A 26,051-nucleotide genomic window follows, 5' to 3' on the forward strand; every position below is an offset into this window, starting at 1 on the left:
GGGCGGGGGCGATGTTCTTCGTGTTTTGCGGCTGCGGCGGCCTTAGAGCGCCCCCAGCACGGCCCCAAGCGCCGAGGCGAAGCGGGCCAGATCCTCGCGCGGGATGGTCAAAGGCGGCAGAAGCCGCAAGACCCGCTCCTGGGTCAGGTTCAAGACGAACCCCCGGTCCAGAAGCTCCCGCCACACCGCCTGGCCCGGAAAGGCCAACTCGATGCCGATCATAAGCCCCATGCCGCGCACGCCTGCGATCTTGTCCGGATAGGTCTGGCGCAAGTCCGTAAAAAGCCCCCAGGCGTAGTCGCCCACGCGTTTGGCCCGGTCGTCGATCCGCTCCCGGACCATGACCTCCAGCACCGTGGCCGCCGCCGCCGACACCAGTGGCGTGCCGCCGAACGTGGTGGCATGGCTACCGGGCACGAACCCGGCCGCCACCTCGTCCGTGGCCAGAAGCGCCCCCATGGGCAGCCCGTTGGCCAGGGCCTTGGCGCAGGTGAACATGTCGGGCGTGACGCCGTAGTGCTGGAAGGCCCAGAACTTGCCCGTGCGGCACATGCCGGACTGGATTTCATCGATCATGAAGAGGATGCCCCGCTCCCGGCAAAGCGCCGCCAGGCCGGATACGTAGTCCCTGGGCAGCGGATTGACCCCGCCCTCGCCCTGGATGACCTCGATCAAGACCCCGGCCGTTTCGGGCCGGATGGCGCTGCGCACGGCGTCCAGGTCGCCCCAGGGCACGGTGACGAACCCCTCGGGCAGCGGCGCGAACCCGTGCTTGATCTTGTCCTGGCCGGTGGCCGTCAGCGTGGCCAGGGTCCGGCCGTGGAACGAGCCGGAAAGCGTGATGATCTCGTACGCCTCCCGGCCGCGCACCTCGCGCATGAAGCGCCGGGCGAGCTTGATGGCCCCTTCGTTGGCCTCGGCCCCGGAGTTGCAGAAAAAGGCCTTGCCGCAGTGACAGGTGGCCAGCAGACGTTCGGCAAGCTCAACCTGTTCGCGCTGAAAAAACAGGTTGCTCACATGCACCAGCTCCCCGGCCTGTCGGCGGATGGCCTCGGTCACCTCGGGATGGCAGTGACCCAGGTTGCACACCGCAATCCCGGCAAGAAGGTCCACGTATTCCCGTCCGTCCAGGTCGAACAGCCGGGAGCCCTGGGCCCGAGAGACAGCCAGCGGATAGCGGCCGTAGGTCCGCATCACGCTTGCCTCGTCCCTGGCCCGTAGCGCCGAAAACGCGTCAGCCATGGCCATGTCCTCCACTAGGGTTGGATGATCGGGCGAACCCTTATTCGCCCGTATGCCCGAATCCGCCCGCCCCGCGTCCGGTGTCCGACAGCTCGTCGGCGGCCAGGATCTCGGCGGTGAAAACGGGCAAAAACACAAGCTGCGCGATGCGCTGGCCAGGGCGCACCGTGCGCGGCTCAGAAGCGGTGTTGAGCAAAAAGACCATGATCTCCCCCCGGTAGTCCGGGTCGATGACCCCCACGCCCTGGGCCACGGTCAGGCCGTCTTTGGCCCCCAGGCCGCTGCGGGAGAACACGAAGCCCGCAATGCCCGGTCGGCCGATCTCGATGGACAGGCCGGTGGGGATGGCGGCGCGCTCCCCGGGGGCGATGGCCACCTCGACGGAAAGGGCTGCCGACAGATCCAGCCCGGCGCTTTGGTCCGTGCCCCGGTGCGGGGGCGAGGCTGTGTCCCGGAGATATTTGACGCGCACGGGCACGGGCTTGACGAGCTGGCAGGGCATGGGGCGACTCCGTGCGGTTTGCGGGTGAAAACGGAAAGGAAGGCACGCTATCCCCTTTCGTCCCAAAGGGGAAGAGGGGCGACGGAACCGCCCAGGCTGTCGGAAACCGCCAGTATGAAGCGGTGCGGCTGCTGCAGAACCCGGGGGATATGATTGCCCCCGGCCGACCTCTTCCCGTGCTGTGCGCCGGAAGAGGTCGGCCGGAAAGAAAGGGGTGAAAGGCCCCGGTTCGAAAACCGGGGCCGGGTCGTCAATACCCCGGCCGGGCCAGGAAGGTCAGGGCCAGCACCCGGTTGATAAGCAGCCGCTCAGGCTTGACCTCGGGAACCTCCTCCCCGGCCCGAAGCGTGGTGATCACCGCCCGGCCCAGCACCAGCCGGCCTTCTCGGCCGTCGGCCATGAGGGTGCGCAGTCCCCAGATGTTGTGGTAGACCGCCGGTTTTCCTTGAAATTCCCCGACATAGAGCATGATGTGCCCGCGCATCCACACCAGGGTGGCAAACGGCACGGCCCGGGACCGGATGGCGTCCTCCTTCTGGGCCGGGGTGAGCTCCTCCAGGGACATGGTGGGGCCCGCCTTGGCCTGGGCGCTGGAATTGCGCGGCAGGTAGATGCCAAAGGGGGCGAACAGGTCGCGGACCATGGACGAGCAGTCGCGTTTGTCGTCAATGCCGCCCCAGCCGTAGGTCTGGCCCATCATGCGGTCGGCCACCTGGGCGATCTGGCGGGGCGTGGCCGCAAGGGGCATGGGGGCCGCGTCCTGGGCCGTCAGGGTGGTCTGGCGCAGGACGGCCAAGCCTCCCGGGCCGGGCGCGGGGACCAGCACGCTTACGCCCTGGCCGGACTTCCCGGCCAGGGGCAGCACGCAGCCGATGTCCGCCGCCTGTCCGCCGGGCAGGGGCACGTTGTCCCGGATGACGGCGGCCAGGGGCGCGGCCATAAACTCGCGCATGAAGGCCTCATCCACATAGGCCGCGTCCGGGGCCGGTATCCAGCCGAAGGTGTAGGGCGTCTCCACCAGGAGCCAGGAACCGTCGCGGGTGGCGTGGAACACGTACAGGGGCGTGCCCAGGTGCACGGCCGAGTGTTGCAGATAGTCGAAGGGATAGCCCTCGCCGGGCTGGCTCGGATCGTTGAACCGGGCCCCGGCCGTGGGCATGGCCCGGATGCTGGTGTTGTGGACGGCCACGGCCTGGCGAGCCAGGCGGGGGAAGCCGCGCAGATCGGCCTCGCGCTCCATGTTTGCGGCCCAGGCCGGGTCGCGGGGGCGGTTTTTTTCGTCGAAGCCCGGGGACTTTTTGTATTGCGCAAAAGGTTCCAGAACGGATTTGAGGCTGTAGCCCGGCTTTTCCTGGGTCCAGGGCTTGAACTGGGAGGCCGTGAACTCGTCCAGGCGCATGGCGGCCTGTTCCTTGCTCAAAAGGGGCTTGTCCGGGGAGTTTTTTTCGGCAAACCACATGGTTTTCTGGGGGATGACCCGCAGATCCTCCACCTCGCCCTGGCCGCGTACGGCGGTGGGCTGGGGGGTCGGGGCGGTCTTCGGGGCGCATCCGGCCAGGATGGCGAACAGGACAAGGACAAGGGCGGACAACCGACGGTTCATGAACACGGGCTCCTTGGGGCGGTGGCGGATTCGGCGTCGCCCGGCGCGGGCTGGACCTGGGCTTTTTCTTGACGCAAGACGTCCCGGTTGTCTATCCGGAAACGCATCGGGGATGGCCTGGGACGCGGCGTAAAAAGCGCGCCGGAACATGGCGGCGGGCCGCAGGTCGGGACAGGGAGGCGAGCATGGCCATATCCGCCCCAGGGCGCGGCCCGGGGGCCACAAAACACGTCGTGGCCACGGCCACGGCGCGGCAGACGGCGGCGGCCTCGCGTCTGGTGGCGAGCATGCTCGATATGCCCGTGCCGGTTTGCGTCCGCCTCAGCCGTCGGGCCGGGGGCGTGATCCTGCGCATGCTGCCGGCACGGGGCCTGGAGATCGTGGTTCCGGCGGGTTTCAACCTTGAGCTTTTGCCCGTGGCCGTGGAGTCGCGGCGGACCTGGATCGAGGACGCGGCGGCCAGGCTTGCGGCCTCGGGGGAACTGCCGGGGCTTTTGCCCGTGCTTATGCCCCGGCGCATCCCCCTGACGGCGCTTGGGCTGGAATACCGGGTGGACTATCTTGCCCGCGAGGCGGCGGGCCGGACCTGCCGGGTGCGCGAGATGGGGGCCGGGCGTCTGGCAGTGTCCCTGGCCGGGCCCCAGGTCGGGAGTGTGGCGGGCGGCGAGCCCCTGGAGTCCGCCCGGCAGGCGCTGTGCGCCTTTGTGAAGGCCAAGGCCGGGCCGCTTCTGGTTTCGGCCCTGCGCCAGACGAGCCAGGAGACGGGCTTGCCCTTCGTCTCGGCCCGGGTCCGGCAGCAGCGCACCCGCTGGGGAAGCTGCACGGCCGGAGGGCGGGTGAGCCTCAATGTCAATCTGGCCTTTCTGCCCGCCGTCCTGGCCCGCTACGTGTTCATCCACGAGCTGTGCCACACCCGGCATCAGGACCATTCCCCACGCTTTTGGGGGGCCGTGCGGGCCATTGTGCCCGACTGCCGGGAACTGGATGCAGCCCTGCGACACGGGGCGCACTACGTGCCCTTGTGGTTCTCGCGGGGGATTACGGGGCCTTTGTCGTAACCAATTCGACGCTGCAGCATGAGAAAAAGGCCGTGGTCACGTCCCCCATTTCATCCGGGACGCACACCACACGGCCCTTGACGCCTGCGTCCAGAAGCGGGATGAAGAAGCGGCAGGCCTTCGCCAGTTCTTCGGGGGCAAGCGGCGGGGCCTGGCTTTGGAATCGCAGGAAGTCTCCGGACGACCCGAGTTCCAGATGGGTCGCGCCAAGGCCGCCAAGCAGCTCCATGATCGCGTTTTTGAGGATGTCTTCCAGTTCCCCTAACCGTGCGAAGCTGATCTCCGGTCCAAACTGGAATTCACCGACGAGAATACATCCGGTATCGTGCATGCGTTTCTCCGGGAAACGCGCATAGCATACGGAGCCATTGCCGTAAACGACGGGCGGGGCGAGAATGCCCGCCATGAGAATCCGCCGGGAGCATCCGGCAAGGAGGCCAGGTGGCCGCAAGAAAACGGAGCAACGACGACGGAAACTATCAGGATGATGAGGCGGGCCAGGGCCGCGAACAGGCCATGGACGTCAGCCCGGCGGCGGTGATCAGGCTTTTTCGGGAACGCAAAAGGCCCCTGTCGGACAACGAGGTGGTGGATGGCCTTCGGGCGGGCCGGGTGCGCCGCCAGCAGGTGCGCGATATCCTGGACGATCTGGTTGAGGAAGGACGGCTGATTCGCATCGACCGGGCCTACGGCCTGACCGAAAGCATGAATCTGATGGTCGGGCGCTTGGAAATCCAGCGTTCCGGGGTGGGCTACGTCATCCCCGACGACAAGCGCCGCAAGGATCTGTTCATCTCCCAAAGGGACATGGGCGACGCCTGGCACGGCGACCGGGTGGCCGCCGCCGTGACCCGGGAGCGCACCGGGAAAAATCATGAGGGCCGGGTGGCCCGCATCCTCGAGCGGGGCCACAACGCCTTTCCGTGCCGGGTGATCAAACGCATGGGCAAGGATCTTTTTCTGTGCCGTCCCACGGACCCCCGCCAGCCCATGAGCTTCATGGCCGATTACCGCCCTGCGGCCGGGGGCAAAGAGCCCTCCCTGGAGGACATCATCACGGTCACGGCCGGGGAGAAGCTGGAATACCGCATCTATTCCGGCTCGGCCACGGCCCTTTTGGGCCCTCAGCGCGACGCCGCCGTGCAGGAGAAGCTGGTCAAGATCAACCACGAGGTGCCCTCGACCTTCCCCCGGCGCACCCTGGCCGAGGCCGGGGCCCTTCCCGAAGAACCGGGCGAGGCCGATTTCGCCGGTCGCCAGGATCTGCGCAAGGTGCCCTTCGTGACCATTGACGGGGCCAAGGCCCGGGACTTCGACGACGCCGTGCATGTGGAGAAAATTTCCCGGGGCTACCGCCTGCGGGTGGCCATCGCCGACGTGTCCCACTACGTGCCCGAGGGTTCAGCCCTGGACAAGGAGGCCCTGGAACGCGGCAACTCCTACTATTTCCCCCAGTCCGTGGAGCCCATGTTCCCCGAGCGGCTCTCCAACGGGCTGTGCAGCCTCAATCCCCATGTGCCCCGGCTGGCCATGGTGGCGGACATGAAATTCTCCGACAAGGGGATCATCCGGGAGTCCGTCTTCTATACGGCGGTGATCCAAAGCGCGGCCCGCCTGACCTATGCCCAGGTGAACCAGGGGCTTTTATTGGGCGACGAGGAGGCGCGCAAGACCATGGCCCCGGTTATGCCCATGCTGGAAAAGGCCGAGAAGCTGGCCCGGCTGCTGCGCGGCCTGCGCCAGGAGCGCGGCACCCTGGACTTCGATCTGCCCGAGCCGGAAATCCATTTCAATCTCGACGGCGAACCCGTGGACATCCGGCCCCGGGTGCGCCATTTCGGGCACCAGATCGTTGAGGAATTCATGATCGCGGCCAACGAGGCCGTGGCCAGGTTTCTCACGGAACAGGAAACGCCCCTTTTGTACCGCATCCATCCCGATCCCGACCCGGCCAAGCTTGAGGCCCTGTTCAAGCTTTTGGGAACCACCAGCCTGGCCACGTCGCTTCCGGCCGAGCCCGGCCCGGGCGACCTGAACCTGATGTTGCGCGCGGCGGCGGAGACGGACCTGGATTTTCTGGTCAGCCGTCTGGCCCTGCGCACCATGATGCAGGCCTCCTATTCCCCGCGCCATGAAGGGCATTTCGGGCTGGCCTCGGTCTGCTACTGCCATTTCACCTCGCCGATTCGACGCTATGCCGACCTTATCGTCCACCGGGCCATCAAAAAGGCCCTGGCCGGAGAGGGCCCGGGCTGGATCAGCCCGATCAAGCTCCAGAAGGCGGCCGAGCACTTAAGCCGCCGGGAGCGGGTGGCCATGGAGGCCGAGCGCGAGATTTTAAAGCGCATCACGGTGCTCTTTCTGGAAGACAAGGTGGGGCAGGAGTTCACCGGGGTCATCGGGTCGCTGGCCGACTTCGGGTTCTGGGTGGAGCTCAAGGAGGTCATGGCCGAGGGCATGGTCCGGCTGTCCACCATCACCGACGACTATTACGGATTTTTTCCCGAGCGCCAGGAGCTTTTGGGCGAACGCACGGGGCGGGCCTTCCGGCTGGGGCAGACCATCACCGTGGAGCTGATGGATGTGGGCATCGACCGGCTGGAGGTCAATCTGCGGCTGCTCGAGGGCGGCGAGATGGGAGAGCCCGGGGGCAGGAAGGGCAAGCCCCGGGCCGCCGGATCCTCCAAGTCGGGGCGTTCTGGCCGGTCGGGCCGGTCAGGCGGCTCGGGAGAGCAGGGCAAGTCAACGAAGTCGAAGCGGTCGAAAAAAACGTCCGCAGCGCCCGGCGCAGGTGCCGCGCCAAGGACCGCACAGGCGGCCGAGTCCGGCGACGCGCCGAAGCGGTCGAGCTCGTCGCGCCGCAGGGGCCGGAGGCGGAAGCGGTAGGATGTGACTTTGCCGGGCTCGGGCGCGGCGGCGTGGTGCGGCGGAGATGGCTTCACCGCCCGGGGATTCCAAAGGGGACGTGTCCCCTTTGGCCGCCGGAGGCATCCCCCCGGCCCGGGTGTCCGCTGGTCAGCCGGGCCCAGGTGGCCGCTTGTCAGCCGGGCTCGGGGCCTGCGACACGGCGCGGCGTCAGGCCATGCGTCGCTTCGCTCGGGCCTGCCTGCCGCGCCCTGCGCAAACCCCTCGCCCGGCCTGGGAGCCCTGGCCGATAGGCGATCAACCGCACGAAGCGGCGGCGGTCATCCGCAAAGAAGTGCAGCGGCGATCATCCGCACGAAGCGGCGGCGGCCATCCGCAGAGAAGTGCAGCGGCGGTCATCCGCAAAGTGATGCCGGGGCGGCCATCCGCACAGAGGTGTAGCGGCGGAAATGGGCTTCACCGTTCGGGGATTCCAAAGGGGACGTGTCCCCTTTGGCCGCCGGAGGCTTTCTTACGACCCCTGGCCCATCCACCCCTGCATACCCCACGCCCTGCTACTTTTTGGGCGATCCGAGGTACAGTTCCTTGGGCAGTCCGGGTTCGAGCTGGTAGCGGGCGATTTTTTCCCAGAAGTAGGTGTCCCCGTCCTTGCCCAGGGCCCAGAAATCGAAGTCCCAATCTTCCCGGCGATCCCCATATTCATTAAGAGCCAGCCAGCCCGTGACCCCGTAGGTGCGCTCGGCCAGAAGCGGGATGAACCGCTTCAGCGTGGCCGGGTCCAGGGCTTCGGCGGTCTGGGCGGCCAGGAAGGCCAGCCAGGCCGCGTCGTAGGCCGCCGCGCTCTGGGGGTCGGGGAACTGGTCCGTCTCTTTGGCGATGCGCCGTTCGATCTGGGTGTAGACGTTGGCCCCTCCCTCGCCGTAGCGCGGGGCGGTGAACCGGGTGCGCAGGGCGAAGGCCGCGCTTTCGGGGTCTTTGGCGATGTCGTCGTTTAAGGCCGTGGCGTCGCTGCCGAACCAGGGAAGTCCGGCCAGGACCGGATGCTTGGCGGCGAGCTTGAAGATGGGCGCCACCTCGCCTCCGCCCACGAACACGATGGCCGGTTTGGCCTTGGGATTGGCGGCCCGGATGTTTTCCGTCTCCCTGGCCAGTTCGTCCAGGATGGCCGCATAGTCCGTGCGGTCGGGATTGTAGCGCGTTCCGGCCGCCGCCTCGCCGCCGAGCTGCTTGAAGCGGGCCTTGGCGTGGACCACCAGCTCGTCGCCCACGGTGTCGCCGCGCCACAGGGGGATCATGACCGTGTGGCCCTCCTGTTTGATCAGCGCGGTCAGGGCCTCGGCCTGATAGGTGTTGGAGGGGCACAGGCGGAACAGCAGATCGTCTTTTCTGGCCAGGTATTGGGCGGCGCTGCCGTAGCTTATGAGCGCGATGCCCTTTTGAGAGGCGAACTCCTCCACGGCGGCGGTCTCGTCGTCGCTGGCCGGGCCGACGACCAGCCGGATGCCCTTGTCTGTCAGCCGTTTGAGGGCGGCCAGGGCCTTGCCGGGGTTGGAGCCCGTGTCTTCGATGGCGATGGAAAAGGATTCGCCGGACCCGGCGCCAGCCAGGTAGCTACGGATATCGGTTTCGGCCAGCTTCAGGGCGGCCTGGGCGGTGCGGCCCCTGGCGGCCAGGGGGCCGGTCAGGGGCACGAGCGCCCCCAGGGTGTATCCGCCTTTCTGGGCCATGGCCTGGGGCGCGCCAAGGATCATGGCCGCAACCAGGATCAGGAGGGCGGCCGCGAGGCGGCCCGGACGGGAACGGCCCTTATCGGGCGACAGGGTGGGGTGCATGACCGTCTCCTTGCGGGACTTGTGTTTCTTGGGCAATGATAGACGCAAACGCGGCAAAAGGAAACCGCGCGGCAGGTGTCTTTCTTTTTGCCGGGGCATTGGGTACCACGGGGCAACGAAACAGTTTCTTGCCGGTTCGCCGACACGGGGGAAAAAAAGGTGCGTATCCTCATCGTCGAAGACGACCTGGAGGCGGCGGCCTACATGGCCAAGGGACTCAGGGAGAGCGGCTATGCCGTGGACCATGTGGCCGACGGCAAGGAGGCCCTGTACCGCATCGCGGCCGAGACCCACGACGCCATGGTCGTGGACCGCATGCTGCCCGGGGTGGACGGCCTGACCATCATCAAAACCATGCGGGCCGCCGGGAACAAGACCCCGGTGCTCATCCTGAGCGCCCTGGGCGATGTGGACGACCGGGTCAAGGGCCTCAAGGCCGGCGGCGACGACTACCTGACCAAGCCCTATGCCTTTTCCGAGCTTCAGGCCCGGCTGGAGGCGCTTTTGCGCCGGGGCGGGAGCGAGGCGGCCGAGACGTCCCTGCGGGTGGCCGACCTGGAGCTGGATCTGGTGTCGCGCACGGCGGCCCGTTCAGGACGCCCCATCGAACTCAAACCCAAGGAATTCCTGCTTCTGGAATACCTCATGCGCCACGCCGGGCATGTGGTCACCCGGACCATGCTTCTGGAAAACGTCTGGGATTATTCCTTCGACCCCCAGACCAACGTCATCGACGTCCACATAAGCCGCCTGCGCCACAAGATCGACAGGGACTTCGACAAGCCGCTCCTGCACACCATTCGCGGCGCGGGGTACACCATTCGTGATCCCCGGTAGGATCGTCCGGTCCACGGCCTTTCGGCTGGCCTTTTTGTACATGGCCCTGTTCGGAACCTCGGTGCTGGTGCTTTTGGGGTTCATCTACCATTCCACCGCCGGATTCATGGACCGCCAGACCGACGAGACCATCAACGCCGAGGTCCGGGGGCTCACGGAGCAATACAGCCAGCAGGGGCTTTCCGGGCTGGTGCGGGCCATCGAATCCCGCGTGGCCCGGGACAAAAACGGCGGCGGCCTGTATCTGCTCACGGACTGGAAGTTCTCCCCCCTGGCCGGAAATCTCAGGGAATGGCCGGACTTCGACGCCACCCAGGACGGCTGGGTGGACACCGGGTTGCGCGAGGCCGACGGCGAACGCGTGTTCGCCCGGCTGAAATATTTTCTTTTGCCCGGCAACCATCATCTGCTGGTGGGCCGGGACGTGGCCGAGCGCAACACCGTGGAAGACCTGATCATGGACGCCCTGGTGTGGGGCCTGGTGATCACCGTGGCCATGGGCGGCCTGGGCGCGGTGCTCATGACCCGGGGCATGCTCGGCCGCCTGGACGTCATCAACCGGGCCAGCCGGGAGATCATGCGCGGCGACCTCACCCGGCGCATCCCGGCCAAGGGCACGGGCGACGAGTTCGACCAGCTCACCGGGAACTTAAACGACATGCTGGATCGCATAAGCGGCCTCATGGACGGCGTGCGCCACGTCAGCGACAACATCGCCCACGATTTGCGCGGGCCCCTCAACCGCATTCGGACCCGGCTCGAACTGGCCCTGCCCGAAAATGGCGCGGACAGCGCCAACCGCAAGGTGCTGGAACGCACCATCGCCGACATCGACGAGGTGCTGGGGGCGTTTCACGCCATCCTGACCATCTCCCAGGCCGAGGCCGGGAGCCGCCGCGAAGAGTTCGCCGTCCTTGACCTGGCCCGGCTGGCCGAGGATGTGGCCGAACTCTATGAGCCATTGGCCGAAGACAAGGGCCTGCGGCTGTGCGTGAACCTGTCCCCGGGAGTGGCCGTGTCCGGCAACCGGCATCTTTTATCCCAGGCCCTGGCCAATCTGGTGGACAACGCCATCAAGTACACCCCGTCCGGCGGCGAGGTGGGGGTGGAGCTCACGAGCGGCCCGGACGGCCCGGAGCTGGCCGTGAGGGATTCGGGACCGGGCGTGCCGCCCGAGCACCGGCAAGCCGTTCTCGAACGCTTCCACCGTCTGGAGTCAAGCCGCAACGCCCCGGGCAGCGGCCTGGGATTGAGCCTGGTGGCCGCCGTGGCCAAGCTGCACGGGGCGACCCTGGTGCTCGCCGACGCGCAGCCCGGGTTGCGCGTGTCCCTGGCCTTCCCGCCGGTCGAGCAGGCCGCCCCCATCGTATGAAAAATCATTCATTCTGCGGCAATCCCTGTGTCATCTTCGCGGCGTAGGACATACTCACCCGAACGGTTGACCCCCGGTCGGGGAGGGGTGCGGGTTACACGCCACGCCGAGCCCCGAAGCCGCACCCTCTGCCTTGCGATTCTCCCGGGACACGACCCGGGGCACGTTCGCAAGGTTTTCTCCTCCCTCCTTGATTTCGGCCCCCGTTTCCTGCGGGGGCCGAGTTTTTTTGGGGGGAGCCCCCGGGGGGAAACTTTTTTTCAAAAAAGTTTCCCCCCGAACCCCCCTTCAAAAAACTTCGTCGCGCTTCGCGTCCGCGCGCGAGCGCAATCGTTCTTTTCGGGGGCAGGGGATGGGCGGCAAGTCTCTCGCCGACGCGTCCTAATCGTCGCGGCGGTATTTGGAGAATTCGGAGAAGGCCCGGCTTTTGGCCCGGTTTTTTCCTTTGATTTCGTCGAGCAGGGAGCCGCGCAGGTCGTTGACCTCCACCATGCCCGTCCGGGGCTTGGCGGTGCGGGGCGTGGCGAAGGATGGTCCCAGATCCTTGAGGTCGCTGGGCGTAAAGGAGGCGGGCGAGGCTGGCGCCGGAGCGGGCGGCGGCGCTTCGGGCTCCAGGGTGAATTCGCCCGGGTCCGGCTCTGCGGGAATCTCGTCCGGGGCATTGAGGTACGCCGGAGGCTCGGGCAACTCCTGCCCGCGTTCGGCCAAAAGGATACGAATCTGCCTCAGTTCGGCCAGCATTTCCTTTTGCGCCGCGAGGATGTCGCGAAGAACGGATTCCATGGACCCGGGGCTAGCACGATCCGGGCCGGGGGTAAAGTGATGTCGGCAGCCTGATTTTTTTCTTTGACCGCTTTTTTTCAAACAAAATAGCCGCTACCCGGTAAAGCAAGGATGACCGCCCTGTTCCCGTAACCCGCCAAAACGGCGGCACAACCCATGTGAGGCGTCCCGTGAACGACATTTTGGAGCAAACCAGTGCGCTCATTGAGGATCTCGGCCACGACGAGGAGCCTGTCGGCATTTTCTACACCGACGCCGAGCCCGGCGACGGCTTCGTCCCCAAGCCGGGGGTTCCCTTCAACATCGAGATGGAGGCCAAAAACGAGATCGACTGGAAGGGCCTGTGGGGGAATTTTTCCTGTGTGCTGGGCAAGGTCTGGCTGGCCAGACGCCAGAGAAAACCCGCCTATTTCGAAGCGACGCGCTACGGCTGCCCCGGCGGTTCCTTTTTTCTGGGGTTCCACAAACCCCAGATCCACTTCCTGGACCATTACATCTCCCTGGGCATCCCAAACGTCACCGAAGGGGAGTTCTATCTCCCCTCGCCGCAGCATGTGCGCGCCTTCTTCGACGCCATCGACCCTCGCCCGGCTCCGGCCCGGTTTTGCGTCATAAAGCCCCTGTCGCTTTTTTGCGGCGGCGAAACACCCGAACTGGTGGCCTTTTTCTCCCGGGGCGAGGTGCTGGGCGGGCTGTGCCAACTGGCCTTTTTCGCCACCGGCGACCCGGACGTGGTGGCCCTGCCCTTTGGTGCGGGATGTTCCAACCTGGTCACCTGGCCCCTGCGCTATCTGGAGACCGGACGGCCGCGCGCGGTGGTGGGCGGCATGGACCCGTCGTGCCGCAAGTTCCTCAAGGCCGACGAACTGAGCTTTTGCGTGCCTATTGCGCTGTACCGGACCATGCTGGCGGCCCGGCCGGAGTCGTTTCTGAAAACCAAGACCTGGGCCGGGGTGCGCACCAAGGTGCTGCGCAGCCGCAGGGCCTGGGGCGAGATGCCGGAAGACTGATCGGGTACAAGTGTCAGCGATGTTCCCGGTTGCACATCCCCCAGGCCTCCCCGCGCGTCCTTCCCCTGCGCTACGCCAGGGGGAGCCGTCCGGTTTTGACGAAGTCCTCGACCAGACCGAACACCAGTTCGTTGCCCCGGAAGTTGGCGGCCTGGATGGCGGCGCGCCGGGCGGGCAGTTCGGCTTCGAAGTCGTGGATCATGGCCGCATCCAGGTTTTTCATGTCCAGGTAGCGGCCGTAGCCGAGTTTTTCCAGGTAGGCGGCGTTTAGGTGCTGTTCCACGGCCCCGCCCACGGGCAGGGAGATGACGGGCTTGCCGTAGTAGAGCGCCTCGGAGATGAGGTTGTGGCTGCCGCCGCAGATGACGTAGGCGCAACTCGACAGATCGGCCAGAAGCCCCTCCTCGGAATAGCCCCGGAAGGTCAGGTTCCCGTCCACGCGGTCCACCTTGTAGCCGTAGACCCGGCATTCCCGGGGCAGGGTTTTGAGAAAAGGCACGAAGGCGTCGCAGATGGAGCAGCTTTGGTAGACCAGGATGTGGTCGCCGCCCGAGGGCGTGTGGCGAAAGACGCTGTCGCGCAGAAGCGGCGGCGCGATGCGGGCGTTGAGGCCGGGTTTGACCGGCGGCTGGTAGAAGGAGATGGCGAGGTAGTCCGTGCAGTTGCTGAAAAGCAGGCGGATGGAGGCCAGGATGCCGTAATAGTCCAGGCGCATGCCGGCCGGGATGTCGTGGACGCAGGAGGAGATGACGTGCTGGTGGTCCAGCGACAGGCAGGGGATGTTCGCCCGTTTGGCCGCGATGGGCACGAAATATTCGTAGTCGGAGATGGCCGCGTCGGGCCTAAATTTGTCGATAAGCCGCGCCAGGCGGTCCAGTTCCCGGCCGCGCCGGGCGAAGGTGCGCGCGGCCAGCCCCAGGGTGGCCAGGGTGTCCACCTTGTAGTTTTTGTAGCGGGTGCCAGGGTTGGCGAAGCGCTCCACGCGCCACTCGCGGGAGAGCAGACCGGCCCCTTCCTCGCTTGAGACGAACAGGAACTCGTGGTGCGGCAGATGCCGGGCGATGACCGTGGCCCGGATGGCGTGGCCGTGCTGGGAGCCGTGCACCCCGTAGAGGATTTTGGCCATGAGGGTCTCCTTGGCGTGGCGTGAAAACGGCGTAGCGAAAACGGCGCAGTGAACGCCGCGCGCCGCGAGGGCAGGCCTACCGGGAAACGGGCGTAAGGGCAACAGGCCCGGCCGCCGTCCCCAGGCCCGGCGACACCCCTGTCGATATCCTTGCAGTATTGACGGATAACGTCGGATGATGCATGCATGAAGGTATATTTATATGGGACGGTCTCGCTCCCTCGCCTTTTGCTTTAGGAGGCGGCGTTGCAACCGTCGGCGTGCGTTGCGCCAGCCTCTTAAAAAGGGCAGGCCAAGCGGAACCGCATATTCTTAATGGAAAAACAATAGAAATGCTTCTTGCCAGCAAGAAAGATCCAGGCCACGGAAATGCCTGTTTGCCAGAGGAACCGGCTGTTGATGAAACGGTGAAGACGCGGATACGCAGTGATTGCGAAATGCGCGGATCAACTCAAGGAAGTGCATAACATTGATGGAGAAAATCTATGCGCGTGGGTAATGGTGTTTGCTCCAAGATGTGCCTTGCTTTTGCACTCGTCCTGTTTCTCATGTCAAATAGCGTGTCGCTGGCGAGCGACACGCCAAAGCGGGCTGACGAATCAGCAGTCGCAGCCGTTCAAGACTCGTCATCGTCGGCTGTCGGCCTTTCAGCCGCCGCCATGGAGAATTTCAAACAGCAGGTCAAGATTTTAAATGAAGAAAAGAAAAGTCTGACGCCTGTTCAGAAAAAAATTAATTCCGCCATTGTCCGCACGCTGCACGGCGTCGTCCTTAAGGATAGGAAATCAAGTCTTCCGATGCTTGAAACCAGCATCAAGTTGACGGAATCAAATGAAATCATGGTGGACATCAAGGCCGATGTCACGGACGACCTGTTGGCCTTCATCAAGGCCCAGGGCGGGACCATCATCAACTCCTTTCCGCAATATAAAGCCATCCGGGCGCAGATTCCGATAACGGCGGTGGAGACCATCGCCGCCCAGTCCGGCGTGCGTTTCATCGACAAGGCCCAGGAGTACATCCTGCACAAGTCCACCACCACGGAAGGCGACGTCGCCCACAGCGCGCCCACAGTCAGGACGGACGGGTACACTGGGGCAGGCGTCAAGATCGGCGTCATTTCCGATTCCGTGGACTATCTGGCCAATCTCCAGGCCACGGGCGACCTGCCGGCCACCGTGACCGTGTTGCAGGATTCTCCGGGCCAGACCGGGGAAGGCACGGCGATGCTCGAGATCGTCTACGACCTCGCTCCCTCCGCTTCGCTGTACTTCGCTACCGCCCAGGGCGGCATGGCCGGTTTCGCCAACAACATCATCGCCCTCAAAGACGCCGGATGCAAGGTCATCGTGGATGATGTCGGATATTTCGCCGAATCTCCCTTTCAGGATGACGTCATCTCCCAGGCGGTGACGACGGTAGCGGATGCCGGAGCCTTCTATTTTTCGTCAGCGGCTAACGATGGAAATCTTCATTCAAATACGTCAGGAACATATGAGGGAGATTATAACGAGTTCCTCGATGGGAACGGGGTTAGCTGGCATGCTTATAGCGGGTCTGAAATACACAATACTATTACAGATAGTCCTAGCGTCATCACTTTGCAGTGGTCGGACCCCCTTGGCGGCTCGGCGAACGATTACGATCTGTATCTTCTCGATAGCGCAGGAACGGTCTACAACGCGTCGACGGGCACTCAAGACGGTACACAGGATCCGTATGAACAGATTAACGTCGGTGCAGACCTTGCCGGATATAAGATCGCCATCCAGAAATTTACCGGGGAAGCGAGATTTCTGCATCTGAGCGCCAGCCGCGGGAGTCTCACCTACAGCACCAACGGCGCGACCAAGGGCCACTCCACCGTCGAGAAGGCCTTCGGCGTGGCCGCCGTCTCCGCCGCCGGACGCACCACCGCGTTTACGGGAACCGAGGCCGTGGAGACGTTTTCAAGCGACGGCCCGCGCCGCATCTTCTACAACCCGGATGGGTCGGCCATCACCCCAGGGAACTTCCTGGCCAGCGGCGGCCAGGTGCGGCAAAAGCCCGACATCACCGCCGCCGACTGCGTGGCCACCTCCTGGCCCGGCCATACCAGTTTCTGCGGCACCTCCGCCGCCGCCCCCCACGCTGCGGCCATCGCCGGATTGCTCGTCTCCGCCAAGTCGGCCATCACCTATACGGAGATGTTCAACGCCCTCACCTCCACGGCCCTTCCCTCGCCGCCCTCCTGGACAGACTATTTCGGCCTGGGCGTCATCATGGCCGACAGGGCCTACGCCTCGCTACACATTGGCAGTGGAACCAAATACCTGCCAGGATTGTTGCTTTTGTTGGAGTGACGGGGCACGCAGGCGGCCAGAGAGGCACACCCTGGCCGCCTGTCGGGCGAGCGTCCGCTGGTGCGGGAACGGGGGGCGGCTTGTTGCCTCGCAGAGCCTTGCAATCGCCGGATTGTCCGCTGGCGCGGGAACGGGGCCGCCGGAATCGGTGATCTGCGCTGTGCGGGAGGGACTCGCCCGCTGGAGCGGGAACAAAACAGGGAGGGCGCCCCATGGTCCGTCGGGATGCCGCAATCACCAGAATACGCCCCGGGGAACGACTCTGTTCCGCCCGGCATGTCCGGCGGCCATTCGCCAGTATCCATTGCTGCTAGAAACGACCGCACCGAATCCCGTTCTTTCCTGATCGGGATTATTCCGTTCAGTTGTCTCTGCCCCACTTGCAAATCCCGACAACACCTCATGCGGATGAGGTTGTTATAGATGACCCAGGCATGCCGTCGACGGTAGGGATCAGCACCGCCGTCGCGCCGGAGTGCTTTTGGGGCGGCGACGCCCCTTGCCTTTGTTGCCGCTGTCCTGGTATTTTTAGAAAGCGTGATCCTTGTCGTGGAGGGATCGCGCGGCAAAAGGCGGCGGGAACATGGACACGACCCCCCTCGGCGATCTGGTGCGTCTGGCCCGGTCTGGCGATGCGCGCGCCTGGCGGACCCTGGCCGGGCGGTTTTATCCGTCCGTCCTTGGCATCGCCCGGCGCAGGCTATCCGGGAGCTCCCTGGCCGAGGACGCCGTGCAGGAGGCCTTTCTGGCCGCGTTTTGCGCCCTGGCCTCACTGCGCGAGCCCGAATCCTTCCCGGCCTGGATGGCGGCCATCGTGCGCAACCAGTGTACGCGGCTGGCGCTCGGGCAGCATCCCGTCCAATCCCTCGACGACGTCAGCCAGGACGGGGCGTTCCCCCTGGCCGAAACCGGCGACCCCGCCCAGGGCCTTCACGAGGCCAGGCTCCGGGCCGCCTTCGACGCGGCCCTTAAGGCCCTGCCCGGACATCTGCGGGAGGCTGCCCGGCGGCATTACGGCCAGGGCCAGACCAGCAGGGACATCGCCGCGGCCCTGGGGCTTGGCGAGGGCACGGTGAAAAAGCGGCTGCACGCCGCCCGGGAGATTTTGCGGGAGAAGATGCTGCCCTACGGCGGGGCGGCCATTTTGCGCGTGGGCTACATGCCCATCACCGACCATCTGCTGCCCATGGCCGCCCAGGAGCTTTTCCGGGACCGGCCCCTGCCCGTGGCCCCGCGCCGCTACCTTTCCTGGCAGGCCCTGACCGCCGACCTGCGCCAGGGGCGGGTGGACGCGGCCTTCATCATGGCCCCCCTGGCCATGCGGCTGGCCGCCAGGGGCGCCGATCTCGTGCATGTCATGGACGCCCACCACGACGGCAGCTCCCTGTCCGTCTCCGCCCAGGGGCCCATGCGCCGCCTGGGGCTGCCTGCGCCCTACAGCACCCATCAGGTGCTCCTCGACCACCTGGCCGCCGCCCGTCCCGAACTGGCCGACCTGAGCCTGTCGGTCATCAGCCCCTCCTACGCCATCTCCTCCATGCGGGCCAAAAAGATCGACGCCTTTTTTTGCGCCGAGCCCTGGGGGGCCAAGTGCGTGCAGGAAAAGCTCGGCCGGACCATGCTTTTCTCCAAGGACATCCTGCCCGGGCACACCTGCTGCATCCTGGCCGTGCGCCGGGATTTCGCCAGCCGCCACGGCGAGGTGGTCCGAAAGTACGTGCGCACCCTGCTGGCCGCCAGGGACAGGGTCCGCGACGATCCGGTCCTGGGGGCCGGAATCCTGGCCGCCTGCACCGGCGTGGCCCGGGACGTGGCCCATTCGGTCCTGTCTGGGCGGCTGGTCACCTTCGACGACCTGCGGCCCCGCCCGGAGCGCATGGAGGTGTTTTTGCCCATGATGCGCCGGGACGCCCCGTCCGCCCCGCCCGGCCCGGCCTTCGACCTGGGCCGGTTCGTCTGCCCGGACTTCGCCTGAGCCTTTTTTCCGCACACTGCTGCGCCGCACGGCCCCTTTTTTAAAATTTTCCCCGCAAGCGGTAACTTTTTCCCCCCGGAACCGCTCTTTCCTGGAAAGGGCGGCACACATGCGGCACGCCGGTTCCTTTTCCCTCGCGCCCGGGGCCGCATGACGAGCACATTCTTAACGGAGGACACGCAATATGCACCGAAACGAATGGATTCCCACCGTCTGTTACCAGTGCAAGGCGGAGTGCGCCATTTTAGCCCGCGTCGAGGACGGCGTGGTCAAGGAGGTCAAGGGCAATCCCCTGGCCAGGGGCAAGATGTGCGTCAAGGGTATGGCCGGCGTCACCACCCTGTATTCCGCAGAACGCCTCAAATACCCGCTCAAGCGGGTGGGCGAGCGCGGCGAGGGCAGGTTCGAACGCATCACCTGGGACGAAGCCCTGGACATCATGGAAAAAAAGCTGCGCGAGCTGCGGGAGCGCGGCGAGGCCCACACCTTCACCTATTCCATGTTTCCCCACTCCACCACCGATCCCAAGTGGCGCTTCGTCAACGCTGCGGGCGGCTTCATTTCCACGGGGCTGCCGCACTGCGACTCGGCCAAGATCATGGCCCATCTGCACACCTTCGGCTGCTTCCCCAACCACCACATCGCGCCCATGTACTACACCGTGCCCAAGGGCGGGCTCATGATCCTCTCGGGCAGGCATCCCTTTGGCTGCCTGGACGACGCCTGTGTGCCCCGGGACATCCTGAACGCCAAGGCGCGCGGGGCCAAGCTTGTGGTCATCGACCCCATCTTCCGCTCCGAGGCCGCCAAGGCCGACTGGTGGATCCCCATCAAGCCCGGCGGCGACGCAGCCCTGTTCCTGGGCGTGTGCCACTATCTGCTGACCAACGATCTGTACGACAAGGCCTTTTGCGAGAAGTGGGTGCGGCCCGGGGACATGGACAACCTCATGGCCTTCATCGCGGACAAGACCCCGGAAAAGATGAGCCGCATCTGCGAGGTTCCGGCCGCGGACATCGTCAGGCTGGCGAAAATGTGCGCCGAGGCCAAAAGTGTGTGCATCGACGCCTTTAAGTCCATCATGTACGGCAACGCCATGGACTGGGGGCATGTCTGGAGCATCCTTTTGGTCATCACCGGCAACCTGGACAACCCCGGCGGCCAGCCCCTGCCCGAGATCGCGCCCATGGCCCCGGTCACGCCCGTGCCCCCGGCCCCAAACCTCAAGGAACTGGGTTATCACCGCACCGGCCCCGACAAGAACAGGTTCGACCACTACAACTTCATCCTGGAACCCACCTGGTACGCGGCCCAGGCCGTAAAAGACGGAACCCTCAAGGTCTTTTTCGCCTCGGAATGCAATCCGGCCCTGTCGGAGATGGGGTCCGGGGAATGGCGCAAGGCCATGACCATGCGCGACGAAAAGGGCGACTACAAGCTGGAGCTTTTCGTGGTCACGGAGATCATGCCTTCGGAGACCATGAAGTGGGCGGATCTGGTCCTGCCGGATCAGACCAACTTCGAACGCTGGGAACTGCTGTACATGCCCTGGTGGTACAACTACGGGCACACGGCGGCCCTGTGCCGCCCGGTCATCGAACCTTTGCACGAAACCCGGCACGCCAACCGGGTCATGATCGAACTCGGCAAGCGCATGTTCCCGGAATACTTCGCCTTCAAGGACGACCTGGAATACTACGACATCGAACTGTCGGGCGTGGGCATGTCCGTCGAAAAGCTCATGGATGGCGGGGGCCTGTGGTCGCCGGGCACGGCGGGCTTTCGCAAGTACGAGGACGCCGGGAAGTTCAACACCGCAAGCGGCAAGATCGAGCTGGAATGGCGGATGTACGCGGACATCGGGCAACAGTGGCCGAGTCCCGAACTGCCGCTGGAGTTTCGCCGGGGCGAGAAGGAGTTCCCCTTCATTCTGGTGAACTTCCGCACCATCTTCTTAAACAACACCGGGGCCTGGTCCCAGAATAACGCCCAACTGCGCGACCCGGTCTCAGGCCTGGACGCCAATCCCGTGGTCATAAACCCCATCGACGCCAAGCGGCTGGGCATCGCCGAGGGCGACATGGTCACCGTGGCCTCGTCAACCGGTGAGGTCCGGCTGCCCGTGGCCCTGTCGCAGCGTATAAAGCCGGGCTGCGCCGGGCTGATCCACGGCTTCGGGCAGACCATGGGCAAGGTGGCGGCGCGGGGGAACTGGGCCGGGGACAACGAACTGATCGCCGACGCCGGATCGCACCTGGACGAGCAGGACCTGCGCGGCGGCGAAGCCCACGTGGCCACCCGCGTGAACATCCACAAGTAGGGGGAAACACGCCATGAAACAGCTCAGCATCATGGTCGATCTCGACCGCTGCATCGGCTGCAAGACCTGCATCGTCGCCTGCCGCAACCATCACGGCCTGGTGGACCACGAAAACGCCATGCCCGGGGAGATGAGCCACTATATCCGGGTGGAGAGCGAACTCACGGGAACCTATCCCGATCTGGCCGAGGACTTCTGGGTGGTCATGTGCCAGCACTGCAAAAAGCCGCCGTGCATCAAGGCCTGTCCGTCCGGGGCCATCGCCAAGGACGCCCAGACCGGCATCGTGCGCATCGACAAGGAGGCCTGCACCGGCGCGAAGAAGTGTCTGGCCAAGTGTCCCTACGACGTGATCCAGTTCGACGCCGCAGGCAACTTCGCCCACAAGTGCGACCTGTGCTACGACCGGGTGATCCATGGCCTGGAGCCGGTGTGCGTGGAGGTCTGCCTGGCCGACGCGTTACGCTTCGGCGAGAAGGAAATCCTGCTCATGCACGCCGAGGCCGAGGGCAAGGAGTTGATCAAAAAGCGCAGCACCCAGTCGATCCTGTATGTGAAAAGCCCCAGGCGGTAGTGTGGCGTTCACAAAAAAACATCAATTCAAGGTGTTGCTGCGTATCAGGCCGTAACGGGACGTGCCGGACGCAACACAAGGGGAACCGGCGGCGGGTCGGGCGGACCCATGCGGGTCCGCCTGGCCGCGCGGCCACGGCGATGCCTTGGCGACCGGGGAGAGGCCGGAGGCCAGACGGAGCATCACGCACGAGCAGGTTGTTGCTGAAGCCGCACCGGGGTGTTGGGGACGGGACGCGCTCCGAAACGCCTGCCCTTGGCGGAACCCGGCACAGGGAGGGCCCATGATCCAGATACGCCTCAAGCCGCCGTGCCGCCGGGAATTTCGTCAAGACGTCTACGGGCCGGGGGTCATCTCCCTGTCGCGGCTGATCTGGGGATCGGCCGGGGCGGGGCTCTTTTTGTTTCTGGCGGCGCTTGTGTCCGAGGCCTGCGGGGTGGGGGTGCTCTATCCTCCCCTGGCGGCCACCTGCTTCATCAGCGCGGCCTGCGCCTACCTGCGCGTGGCCCGGCCCCGGCAGGTCATCGCCGGGCATTTCGTGTCCACCGTGGGCGGGCTTGTCGCTGTCTTTGCGGTGAATTGGGCGGTGTCCGACCCGGCCCTGGCCCTGCCGCTCAAACTCGGGCTGGCCGTGGCCCTGGCGGCGGCGCTCATGCAGGTCTTCGACGCCGACCATCCCCCGGCGGCGGCCACGGCGGCCATTCCGGCCATCCTGCCGCTGCCTGCCGACACGCTGGTCCTGCCGGTGCATATGGCCTGGGGGGCGGTTATGGTGGTGGGGTTTTCCCTGGCCTGGAACCGGGTGTGGTTCGAGTTTCCGGCCCCGGAGGACGGGACATGCGCCTCCCGCAGGCGCTTTGGCCTGGAGCGGATCGAACTGGCCGGACTGGTCCTGTGCGCGGCGGCGTTTGCGCTCATGGCCCTGCGGCCGGTGTCGGAGGGCTGCTATCTGGCCGGGATGTGGGTGATGCTGGCCGGGGTGGCGGCGTTTTTGGCCCAGCCCTTCGTGACGGGGATGGTCATTGGCGGCGAGGCCCGGGAATGTCCGCCGGGGCTGCCGCATCTCCCCCCGTCCGGGGGAAAGCGGGATGATCCCCCTGGCGGGTGAGGGTTCGGGAGAGGGCGGCGCCCTCTCCCGACATCTTACGCCAGCCCCACCTCGGGGGCGATGGCGGCCATGGCCGCGATGGCCGTAGCCAGGAACGCATCCAGCTCCATGCCCGCCTTGTCGCACTCCAAAATATTCTCCCGCCGCACCGCCGCCGCAAAGGCCTTGTCCTTCATCTTCTTCTTGATGCTTTTCGGGGCCAGCCCTTCCATCTTGGTGGGCCGGATCAGCGCCGCAGCGGAGATCATGCCGGTCACGGATTCGGCGCAGCGCAGCGCATAGTCCAGGCGGGCGGCGGGCATGACCCCGGTGTGTTCGCTGTTGTGGGCGGCGATGGCGGTTATGGCCTCGAGCGGCAGTTTGCCGTCCAAAAGCGCGGCGCAGTCCAGGCCATGCCGGGCCGGATCGTCCTTGGTGTCCGGGTAGTCCAGGTCGTGCAGAAGCCCGGTCAGGCCCCACAGTTCGGCGTCCTCGCCAAGCTCCCGGGCCATGGCGGCCATGATGGCCTCGGTCTCCAGGGCGTGGCACACCAGATGGCGTTCCGGGTTTTGCGAGGCAAGAAGCGTCAGGGCGGATGCGCGGTCAATCATGGCAGGCTCCTGTGTGGCGGGTGGTGGTGGTTGCGTCTCTGCCGGGACGATGGGGTTCAGGGCGTGTCGCCGCCGGAAAGGGGGCGGCCGCAGGACGGGCAGCGGGGCGTGCCGGAGTTTTGGGCGTCCGTGTTGCCCGTGTTATTTGGAGCGTCGCACCGCGGCAGGGGTTTTCCGCAGTGCGGACAGCGGGCCTGTTGCTCCTTACGGCGCAGGATGTTCTGGATCACCTGGAAGATGGCGTTCACGCCGATTCCTCCCAGGACCGACGCCTGGCCGCGAAGAGTCCGGCCTTGGCCGTGATGTCGCCATGCGGGCCGAACACGTAGGCCACATCCCCGGCCGTAAAGCGCAGGGTGCCGTCGGGGTTGGCGAAGACCTGTCCTCCCCGGCCCACGGCCACCACGGTCAGGCCATGCGTGCGGCGCAGTTCGGATTCCTCAAGGGTCTTGCCGTCGAGCATGGAGCCTTCCTCCACGGTCATGGCGCTGACGTCCAGGCCCGTGAAGCCCTTTTTCAGGGCGTCCATGGGCTGGCCCTGGATGTCCAGGTTGCGCAGCATCTCGTAGCTCTCGGAGCGCACTTCAGAAACGAACCGCTCGATCTCCATGCGCGGTACCATGTACTTGGTCATAACCCGGGTAAAGATTTCAATGGAGGTCTCGAACTCCTCGGGGATGACGTCGTTAGCCCCAAGCTCCATGAGCGGGCCGAGTTCGTTCAAAAACCGGGTGCGGGCCACGATGTGGATGGCCGGATTGGTCTTGCGGGCCGTGTCCGTGATGCGCCGGATGGCCACGGGGTCCGAGACCACGATGGCCAGCACCCGGGCGGTATGGATTCCGGCGTGTTCAAGCACGGCCGGTTGGGTGGCGTCGCCGTAGGCGATGGGTTCGCCCTTGGCGGCCTGGGCGCGCACGGTGTCCGGGTTCATCTCCAGGATGGTGTAGTCCACGCCTGCGGCCTTGGCGGCCCGGGCCAGGTGTTTGCCGCCGATGCCGAAGCCGCAGATGATGAGATGGTCGGTGAGGTCGCGGTGTTGGGCGCCGTCCATGTCCGGCCCCCGGTAGGGCGCGGCGGCGGCGGACAGAAGCGGCAGCCGTCCCAGGCGGTCGGCCAGGGCCGGGGCGAACATGATGCAAAAGGGAGTGAGCAGCATGGTCAGAATGCTGGCCGACAGAAAGAGCTGGTAGTGGTCCGGGCCGATGAGGTTCTGGGACAGGCCGGTCTTGGCCAGGATGAAGGAGAATTCGCCCACCTGGCAGATGCACAGTCCCACCAGCACGGCCGGCCGCAGGGGATAGCCCAGGATGCGGGCCGCCGTGGCCGCAAGAACGGTCTTGGCCACCAACACGGCGGCCGTGACCATGAGCACCGTGTCCGCATGGGTGAAGAAATAGGCGGTGTTGAGCAACATGCCCACGGAGATGAAAAAAAGGCTGGTGAACACGTCGCGAAACGGCAGGATGCCCTCCAGGGCGCTTAAGGAATATTCCGACTCGGACATGATCAGCCCGGCCAGAAAGGCCCCAAGCGACAGCGACAGCCCCAGGCTTGCGGTCAAAAAGGCCACGGACATGCAGATGCCAAGCGTGGTCAGGAGGAAGAGTTCCTTGCTGCGGGTGCGCATGACGGCGGCCAGCACCCGGGGCACGATCTTTCTGGCCAGGAAAAAGACCAGGACCACCACGCCGAAGCCCTTGGCGGTCATGAGCAGGAGGGCGGAGCTTTCGGTCTGGCTCTGGCCGGACAAAAAGGGCACCGAGAGCATCATGGGCACGATGATCAGATCCTGGAAGATCAGGATGGCCAGGATGATGCGGCCATGGGGGGACTCGACCTCGGCCCGTTCCTGGAGGAGCTTGAGGACGATGGCCGTGCTGGACAGGGCGGTCAGGAACCCGGCGAAGACGGCCTGTCCGGGGGTGAGTCCCAGCCAGGACCCTGCCCCGCCGAAGACCAGGATGGTCAGCAGCACCTGGGCCGCGCCGCCGATGAAGACGGGCTTTTTGAGCTTGACCAGCTCCGAGATGGACAGCTCCAGGCCGATGGTGAACAACAGCAGGATGACGCCGATCTCGGCCACGGTCTCGACCTCATGCACCGAATCCACCAGGCCCAGCCCATGCGGGCCCGCCAGCACGCCGGTGAGGAGAAACCCGACGATGGCCGGTATCCGGATCTTGTGGCACAGGAAGATGACCCCGATGGACAGGCAGAAGATGACGACGATCTCTTTGAGCAGTGCGAATTCCATGGGAAGATGATGGCGTCCTGAAATAAGGGTTGTCAAAGCCCGCAGACCATGCGCCGCCATTGTGGCGCAGGTTCATCCCTTACGGGGCGGCGACGGGAGACGAAGGCTCGTTTTCGGTTTCGGCCATGGTCCGGGGTGATTGCTGCCCATTGCCCGGATCGTGAATCAGGCCTTTTTGGGAGGGGGCTCGGAGGCCTTCAGGGTTTCGAGTTCCTCCCGGCACTGGTTCAGGACGCGCTCGGCAAAGGCCACGGCAATTTTTTTGGCGTCCTCAGCTGTGGCGAACTTGTCCTTGAGGGACCGCTTGCCCACCTGGACCTTCCAGCCCGGCGTGCCCATGCGGTCGTAGACCACGGCCACCAGAAGGGCCTTGGCCAGATTGATGAAATAGGTGGTGTCGTCGTGTTTTTCCCATTCGACGGTCACGGGGCGCTCCTTGCTGCATTGGCCGGTCTGTCGCGGATGGTGGACGCCTGCATCGTAGCATCGGGCCGGGGCGGGCGTAAATGATTTCCGGGCGCAAAAAGGGAAATCCCTTAGGGGGCGGCGTTTCTGGCTGACGGCATGGCCCCTGTTTTTTCAAGACCCGGGGCTCGCGCCGTCCGGGAAGACGGGAAAACCCGGGGGGACTGGCGTCCACCCCGGGTTTTTGCAT

Annotated in this window: 22 protein-coding genes; 11 read left to right on the forward strand and 11 right to left on the reverse strand. The window is 65.5% G+C overall.

The window, feature by feature from the left end; all coding sequences use genetic code 11:
* Positions 1–42: 42 nt before the first annotated feature.
* The 3 genes from GD606_RS17560 to GD606_RS17570 all read right to left on the reverse strand — a co-directional run bounded on the left by GD606_RS17560 (position 43) and on the right by GD606_RS17570 (position 3,347).
* Positions 43–1,242 (reverse strand): aspartate aminotransferase family protein, encoded by a 1,200-nt coding sequence (locus GD606_RS17560; RefSeq protein ID WP_163301881.1) that lies wholly within the window; start codon positions 1,240–1,242, stop codon positions 43–45.
* Positions 1,243–1,282: 40 nt separating this feature from the next.
* Positions 1,283–1,744, reverse strand: coding sequence for a dUTP diphosphatase (gene dut / locus GD606_RS17565; RefSeq protein WP_163301880.1), 462 nt, complete (start codon positions 1,742–1,744; stop codon positions 1,283–1,285).
* Between the two features lie 250 nt (positions 1,745–1,994).
* Positions 1,995–3,347, reverse strand: coding sequence for an SH3 domain-containing C40 family peptidase (locus tag GD606_RS17570; RefSeq protein WP_163301879.1), 1,353 nt, complete (start codon positions 3,345–3,347; stop codon positions 1,995–1,997).
* A gap of 185 nt (positions 3,348–3,532) precedes the next feature.
* On the opposite strand from GD606_RS17570, the gene GD606_RS17575 reads away from it, so the two are divergent.
* On the forward strand, positions 3,533–4,405 hold the full coding sequence (locus tag GD606_RS17575; protein WP_163301878.1) for a M48 family metallopeptidase: 873 nt from the start codon (positions 3,533–3,535) through the stop codon (positions 4,403–4,405).
* On the opposite strand, the gene GD606_RS17580 is transcribed toward GD606_RS17575, so the two are convergent.
* Positions 4,386–4,736 (reverse strand): hypothetical protein, encoded by a 351-nt coding sequence (locus GD606_RS17580; protein WP_163301877.1) that lies wholly within the window; start codon positions 4,734–4,736, stop codon positions 4,386–4,388. The two genes, GD606_RS17575 and GD606_RS17580, sit on opposite strands and share 20 nt — an antisense overlap.
* A 185-nt stretch (positions 4,737–4,921) precedes the next feature.
* Between GD606_RS17580 and rnr the strand changes: the two genes are divergently transcribed.
* Entirely contained in the window at positions 4,922–7,291 is a 2,370-nt protein-coding gene (gene rnr, locus GD606_RS17585; protein ID WP_163301912.1) for a ribonuclease R, read from the forward strand.
* 533 nt (positions 7,292–7,824) lie between these two features.
* On the opposite strand, the gene GD606_RS17590 is transcribed toward rnr, so the two are convergent.
* On the reverse strand, positions 7,825–9,102 hold the full coding sequence (locus GD606_RS17590; RefSeq protein ID WP_163301876.1) for an ABC transporter substrate-binding protein: 1,278 nt from the start codon (positions 9,100–9,102) through the stop codon (positions 7,825–7,827).
* 159 nt (positions 9,103–9,261) lie between these two features.
* On the opposite strand from GD606_RS17590, the gene GD606_RS17595 reads away from it, so the two are divergent.
* Together GD606_RS17595 and GD606_RS17600 are read left to right on the forward strand one after the other, a co-directional pair.
* Entirely contained in the window at positions 9,262–9,939 is a 678-nt protein-coding gene (locus GD606_RS17595) for a response regulator transcription factor (RefSeq protein WP_163301875.1), read from the forward strand.
* The gene (locus tag GD606_RS17600; protein WP_163301874.1) at positions 9,926–11,311 is read left to right on the forward strand and encodes a sensor histidine kinase; all 1,386 of its coding nucleotides are present in this window, start codon (positions 9,926–9,928) and stop codon (positions 11,309–11,311) included. Before GD606_RS17595 ends, GD606_RS17600 begins: the two co-directional genes overlap by 14 nt.
* A gap of 381 nt (positions 11,312–11,692) precedes the next feature.
* On the opposite strand, the gene GD606_RS17605 is transcribed toward GD606_RS17600, so the two are convergent.
* Positions 11,693–12,094 (reverse strand): hypothetical protein, encoded by a 402-nt coding sequence (locus tag GD606_RS17605; protein ID WP_163303621.1) that lies wholly within the window; start codon positions 12,092–12,094, stop codon positions 11,693–11,695.
* A gap of 170 nt (positions 12,095–12,264) precedes the next feature.
* Here GD606_RS17605 and GD606_RS17610 point away from each other — a divergent pair, with 170 nt between their 5' ends.
* Positions 12,265–13,104 (forward strand): DUF169 domain-containing protein, encoded by an 840-nt coding sequence (locus tag GD606_RS17610; protein ID WP_163303620.1) that lies wholly within the window; start codon positions 12,265–12,267, stop codon positions 13,102–13,104.
* A gap of 70 nt (positions 13,105–13,174) precedes the next feature.
* Here GD606_RS17610 and GD606_RS17615 read toward each other — a convergent pair whose 3' ends face one another.
* On the reverse strand, positions 13,175–14,230 hold the full coding sequence (locus GD606_RS17615) for a glycosyltransferase family protein (protein WP_163303619.1): 1,056 nt from the start codon (positions 14,228–14,230) through the stop codon (positions 13,175–13,177).
* Between the two features lie 182 nt (positions 14,231–14,412).
* On the opposite strand from GD606_RS17615, the gene GD606_RS17620 reads away from it, so the two are divergent.
* From GD606_RS17620 to GD606_RS17645, 6 genes are all read left to right on the forward strand, one after another.
* Positions 14,413–14,697: a hypothetical protein gene (locus tag GD606_RS17620; RefSeq protein ID WP_163303618.1), complete on the forward strand. Its 285-nt coding sequence runs from the start codon at positions 14,413–14,415 to the stop codon at positions 14,695–14,697.
* A gap of 18 nt (positions 14,698–14,715) precedes the next feature.
* Positions 14,716–16,572 (forward strand): S8 family peptidase, encoded by a 1,857-nt coding sequence (locus tag GD606_RS17625; RefSeq protein ID WP_163303617.1) that lies wholly within the window; start codon positions 14,716–14,718, stop codon positions 16,570–16,572.
* A 583-nt stretch (positions 16,573–17,155) separates the two neighbouring features.
* Entirely contained in the window at positions 17,156–18,547 is a 1,392-nt protein-coding gene (locus GD606_RS17630) for a sigma-70 family RNA polymerase sigma factor (RefSeq protein ID WP_163303616.1), read from the forward strand.
* Positions 18,548–18,731: 184 nt separating this feature from the next.
* Complete coding sequence (locus GD606_RS17635) at positions 18,732–20,867, forward strand: molybdopterin-containing oxidoreductase family protein (RefSeq protein ID WP_163303615.1); 2,136 nt, start codon at positions 18,732–18,734, stop codon at positions 20,865–20,867.
* Between the two features lie 13 nt (positions 20,868–20,880).
* The gene (locus GD606_RS17640) at positions 20,881–21,441 is read left to right on the forward strand and encodes a 4Fe-4S dicluster domain-containing protein (protein WP_163303614.1); all 561 of its coding nucleotides are present in this window, start codon (positions 20,881–20,883) and stop codon (positions 21,439–21,441) included.
* Between the two features lie 283 nt (positions 21,442–21,724).
* The gene (locus tag GD606_RS17645; protein ID WP_176629339.1) at positions 21,725–22,549 is read left to right on the forward strand and encodes an HPP family protein; all 825 of its coding nucleotides are present in this window, start codon (positions 21,725–21,727) and stop codon (positions 22,547–22,549) included.
* A gap of 35 nt (positions 22,550–22,584) precedes the next feature.
* On the opposite strand, the gene GD606_RS17650 is transcribed toward GD606_RS17645, so the two are convergent.
* The 4 genes from GD606_RS17650 to GD606_RS17665 form a co-directional block, all read right to left on the reverse strand.
* Positions 22,585–23,139, reverse strand: coding sequence for an HDIG domain-containing metalloprotein (locus GD606_RS17650; protein ID WP_163303649.1), 555 nt, complete (start codon positions 23,137–23,139; stop codon positions 22,585–22,587).
* Between the two features lie 56 nt (positions 23,140–23,195).
* Positions 23,196–23,387 carry a hypothetical protein gene (locus GD606_RS17655; RefSeq protein WP_163303648.1) on the reverse strand — a complete coding sequence of 64 codons (192 nt, stop codon included), beginning with the start codon at positions 23,385–23,387 and terminating at the stop codon, positions 23,196–23,198.
* Positions 23,384–25,396: a monovalent cation:proton antiporter family protein gene (locus tag GD606_RS17660; RefSeq protein ID WP_163303647.1), complete on the reverse strand. Its 2,013-nt coding sequence runs from the start codon at positions 25,394–25,396 to the stop codon at positions 23,384–23,386. Before GD606_RS17660 ends, GD606_RS17655 begins: the two co-directional genes overlap by 4 nt.
* A gap of 165 nt (positions 25,397–25,561) precedes the next feature.
* The gene (locus tag GD606_RS17665) at positions 25,562–25,822 is read right to left on the reverse strand and encodes a hypothetical protein (RefSeq protein ID WP_163303646.1); all 261 of its coding nucleotides are present in this window, start codon (positions 25,820–25,822) and stop codon (positions 25,562–25,564) included.
* Between the last annotated feature and the right edge of the window lie 229 nt (positions 25,823–26,051).

The sequence above is a fragment of the Desulfolutivibrio sulfodismutans DSM 3696 genome (assembly GCF_013376455.1).
Classification (GTDB): domain Bacteria; phylum Desulfobacterota; class Desulfovibrionia; order Desulfovibrionales; family Desulfovibrionaceae; genus Desulfolutivibrio; species Desulfolutivibrio sulfodismutans.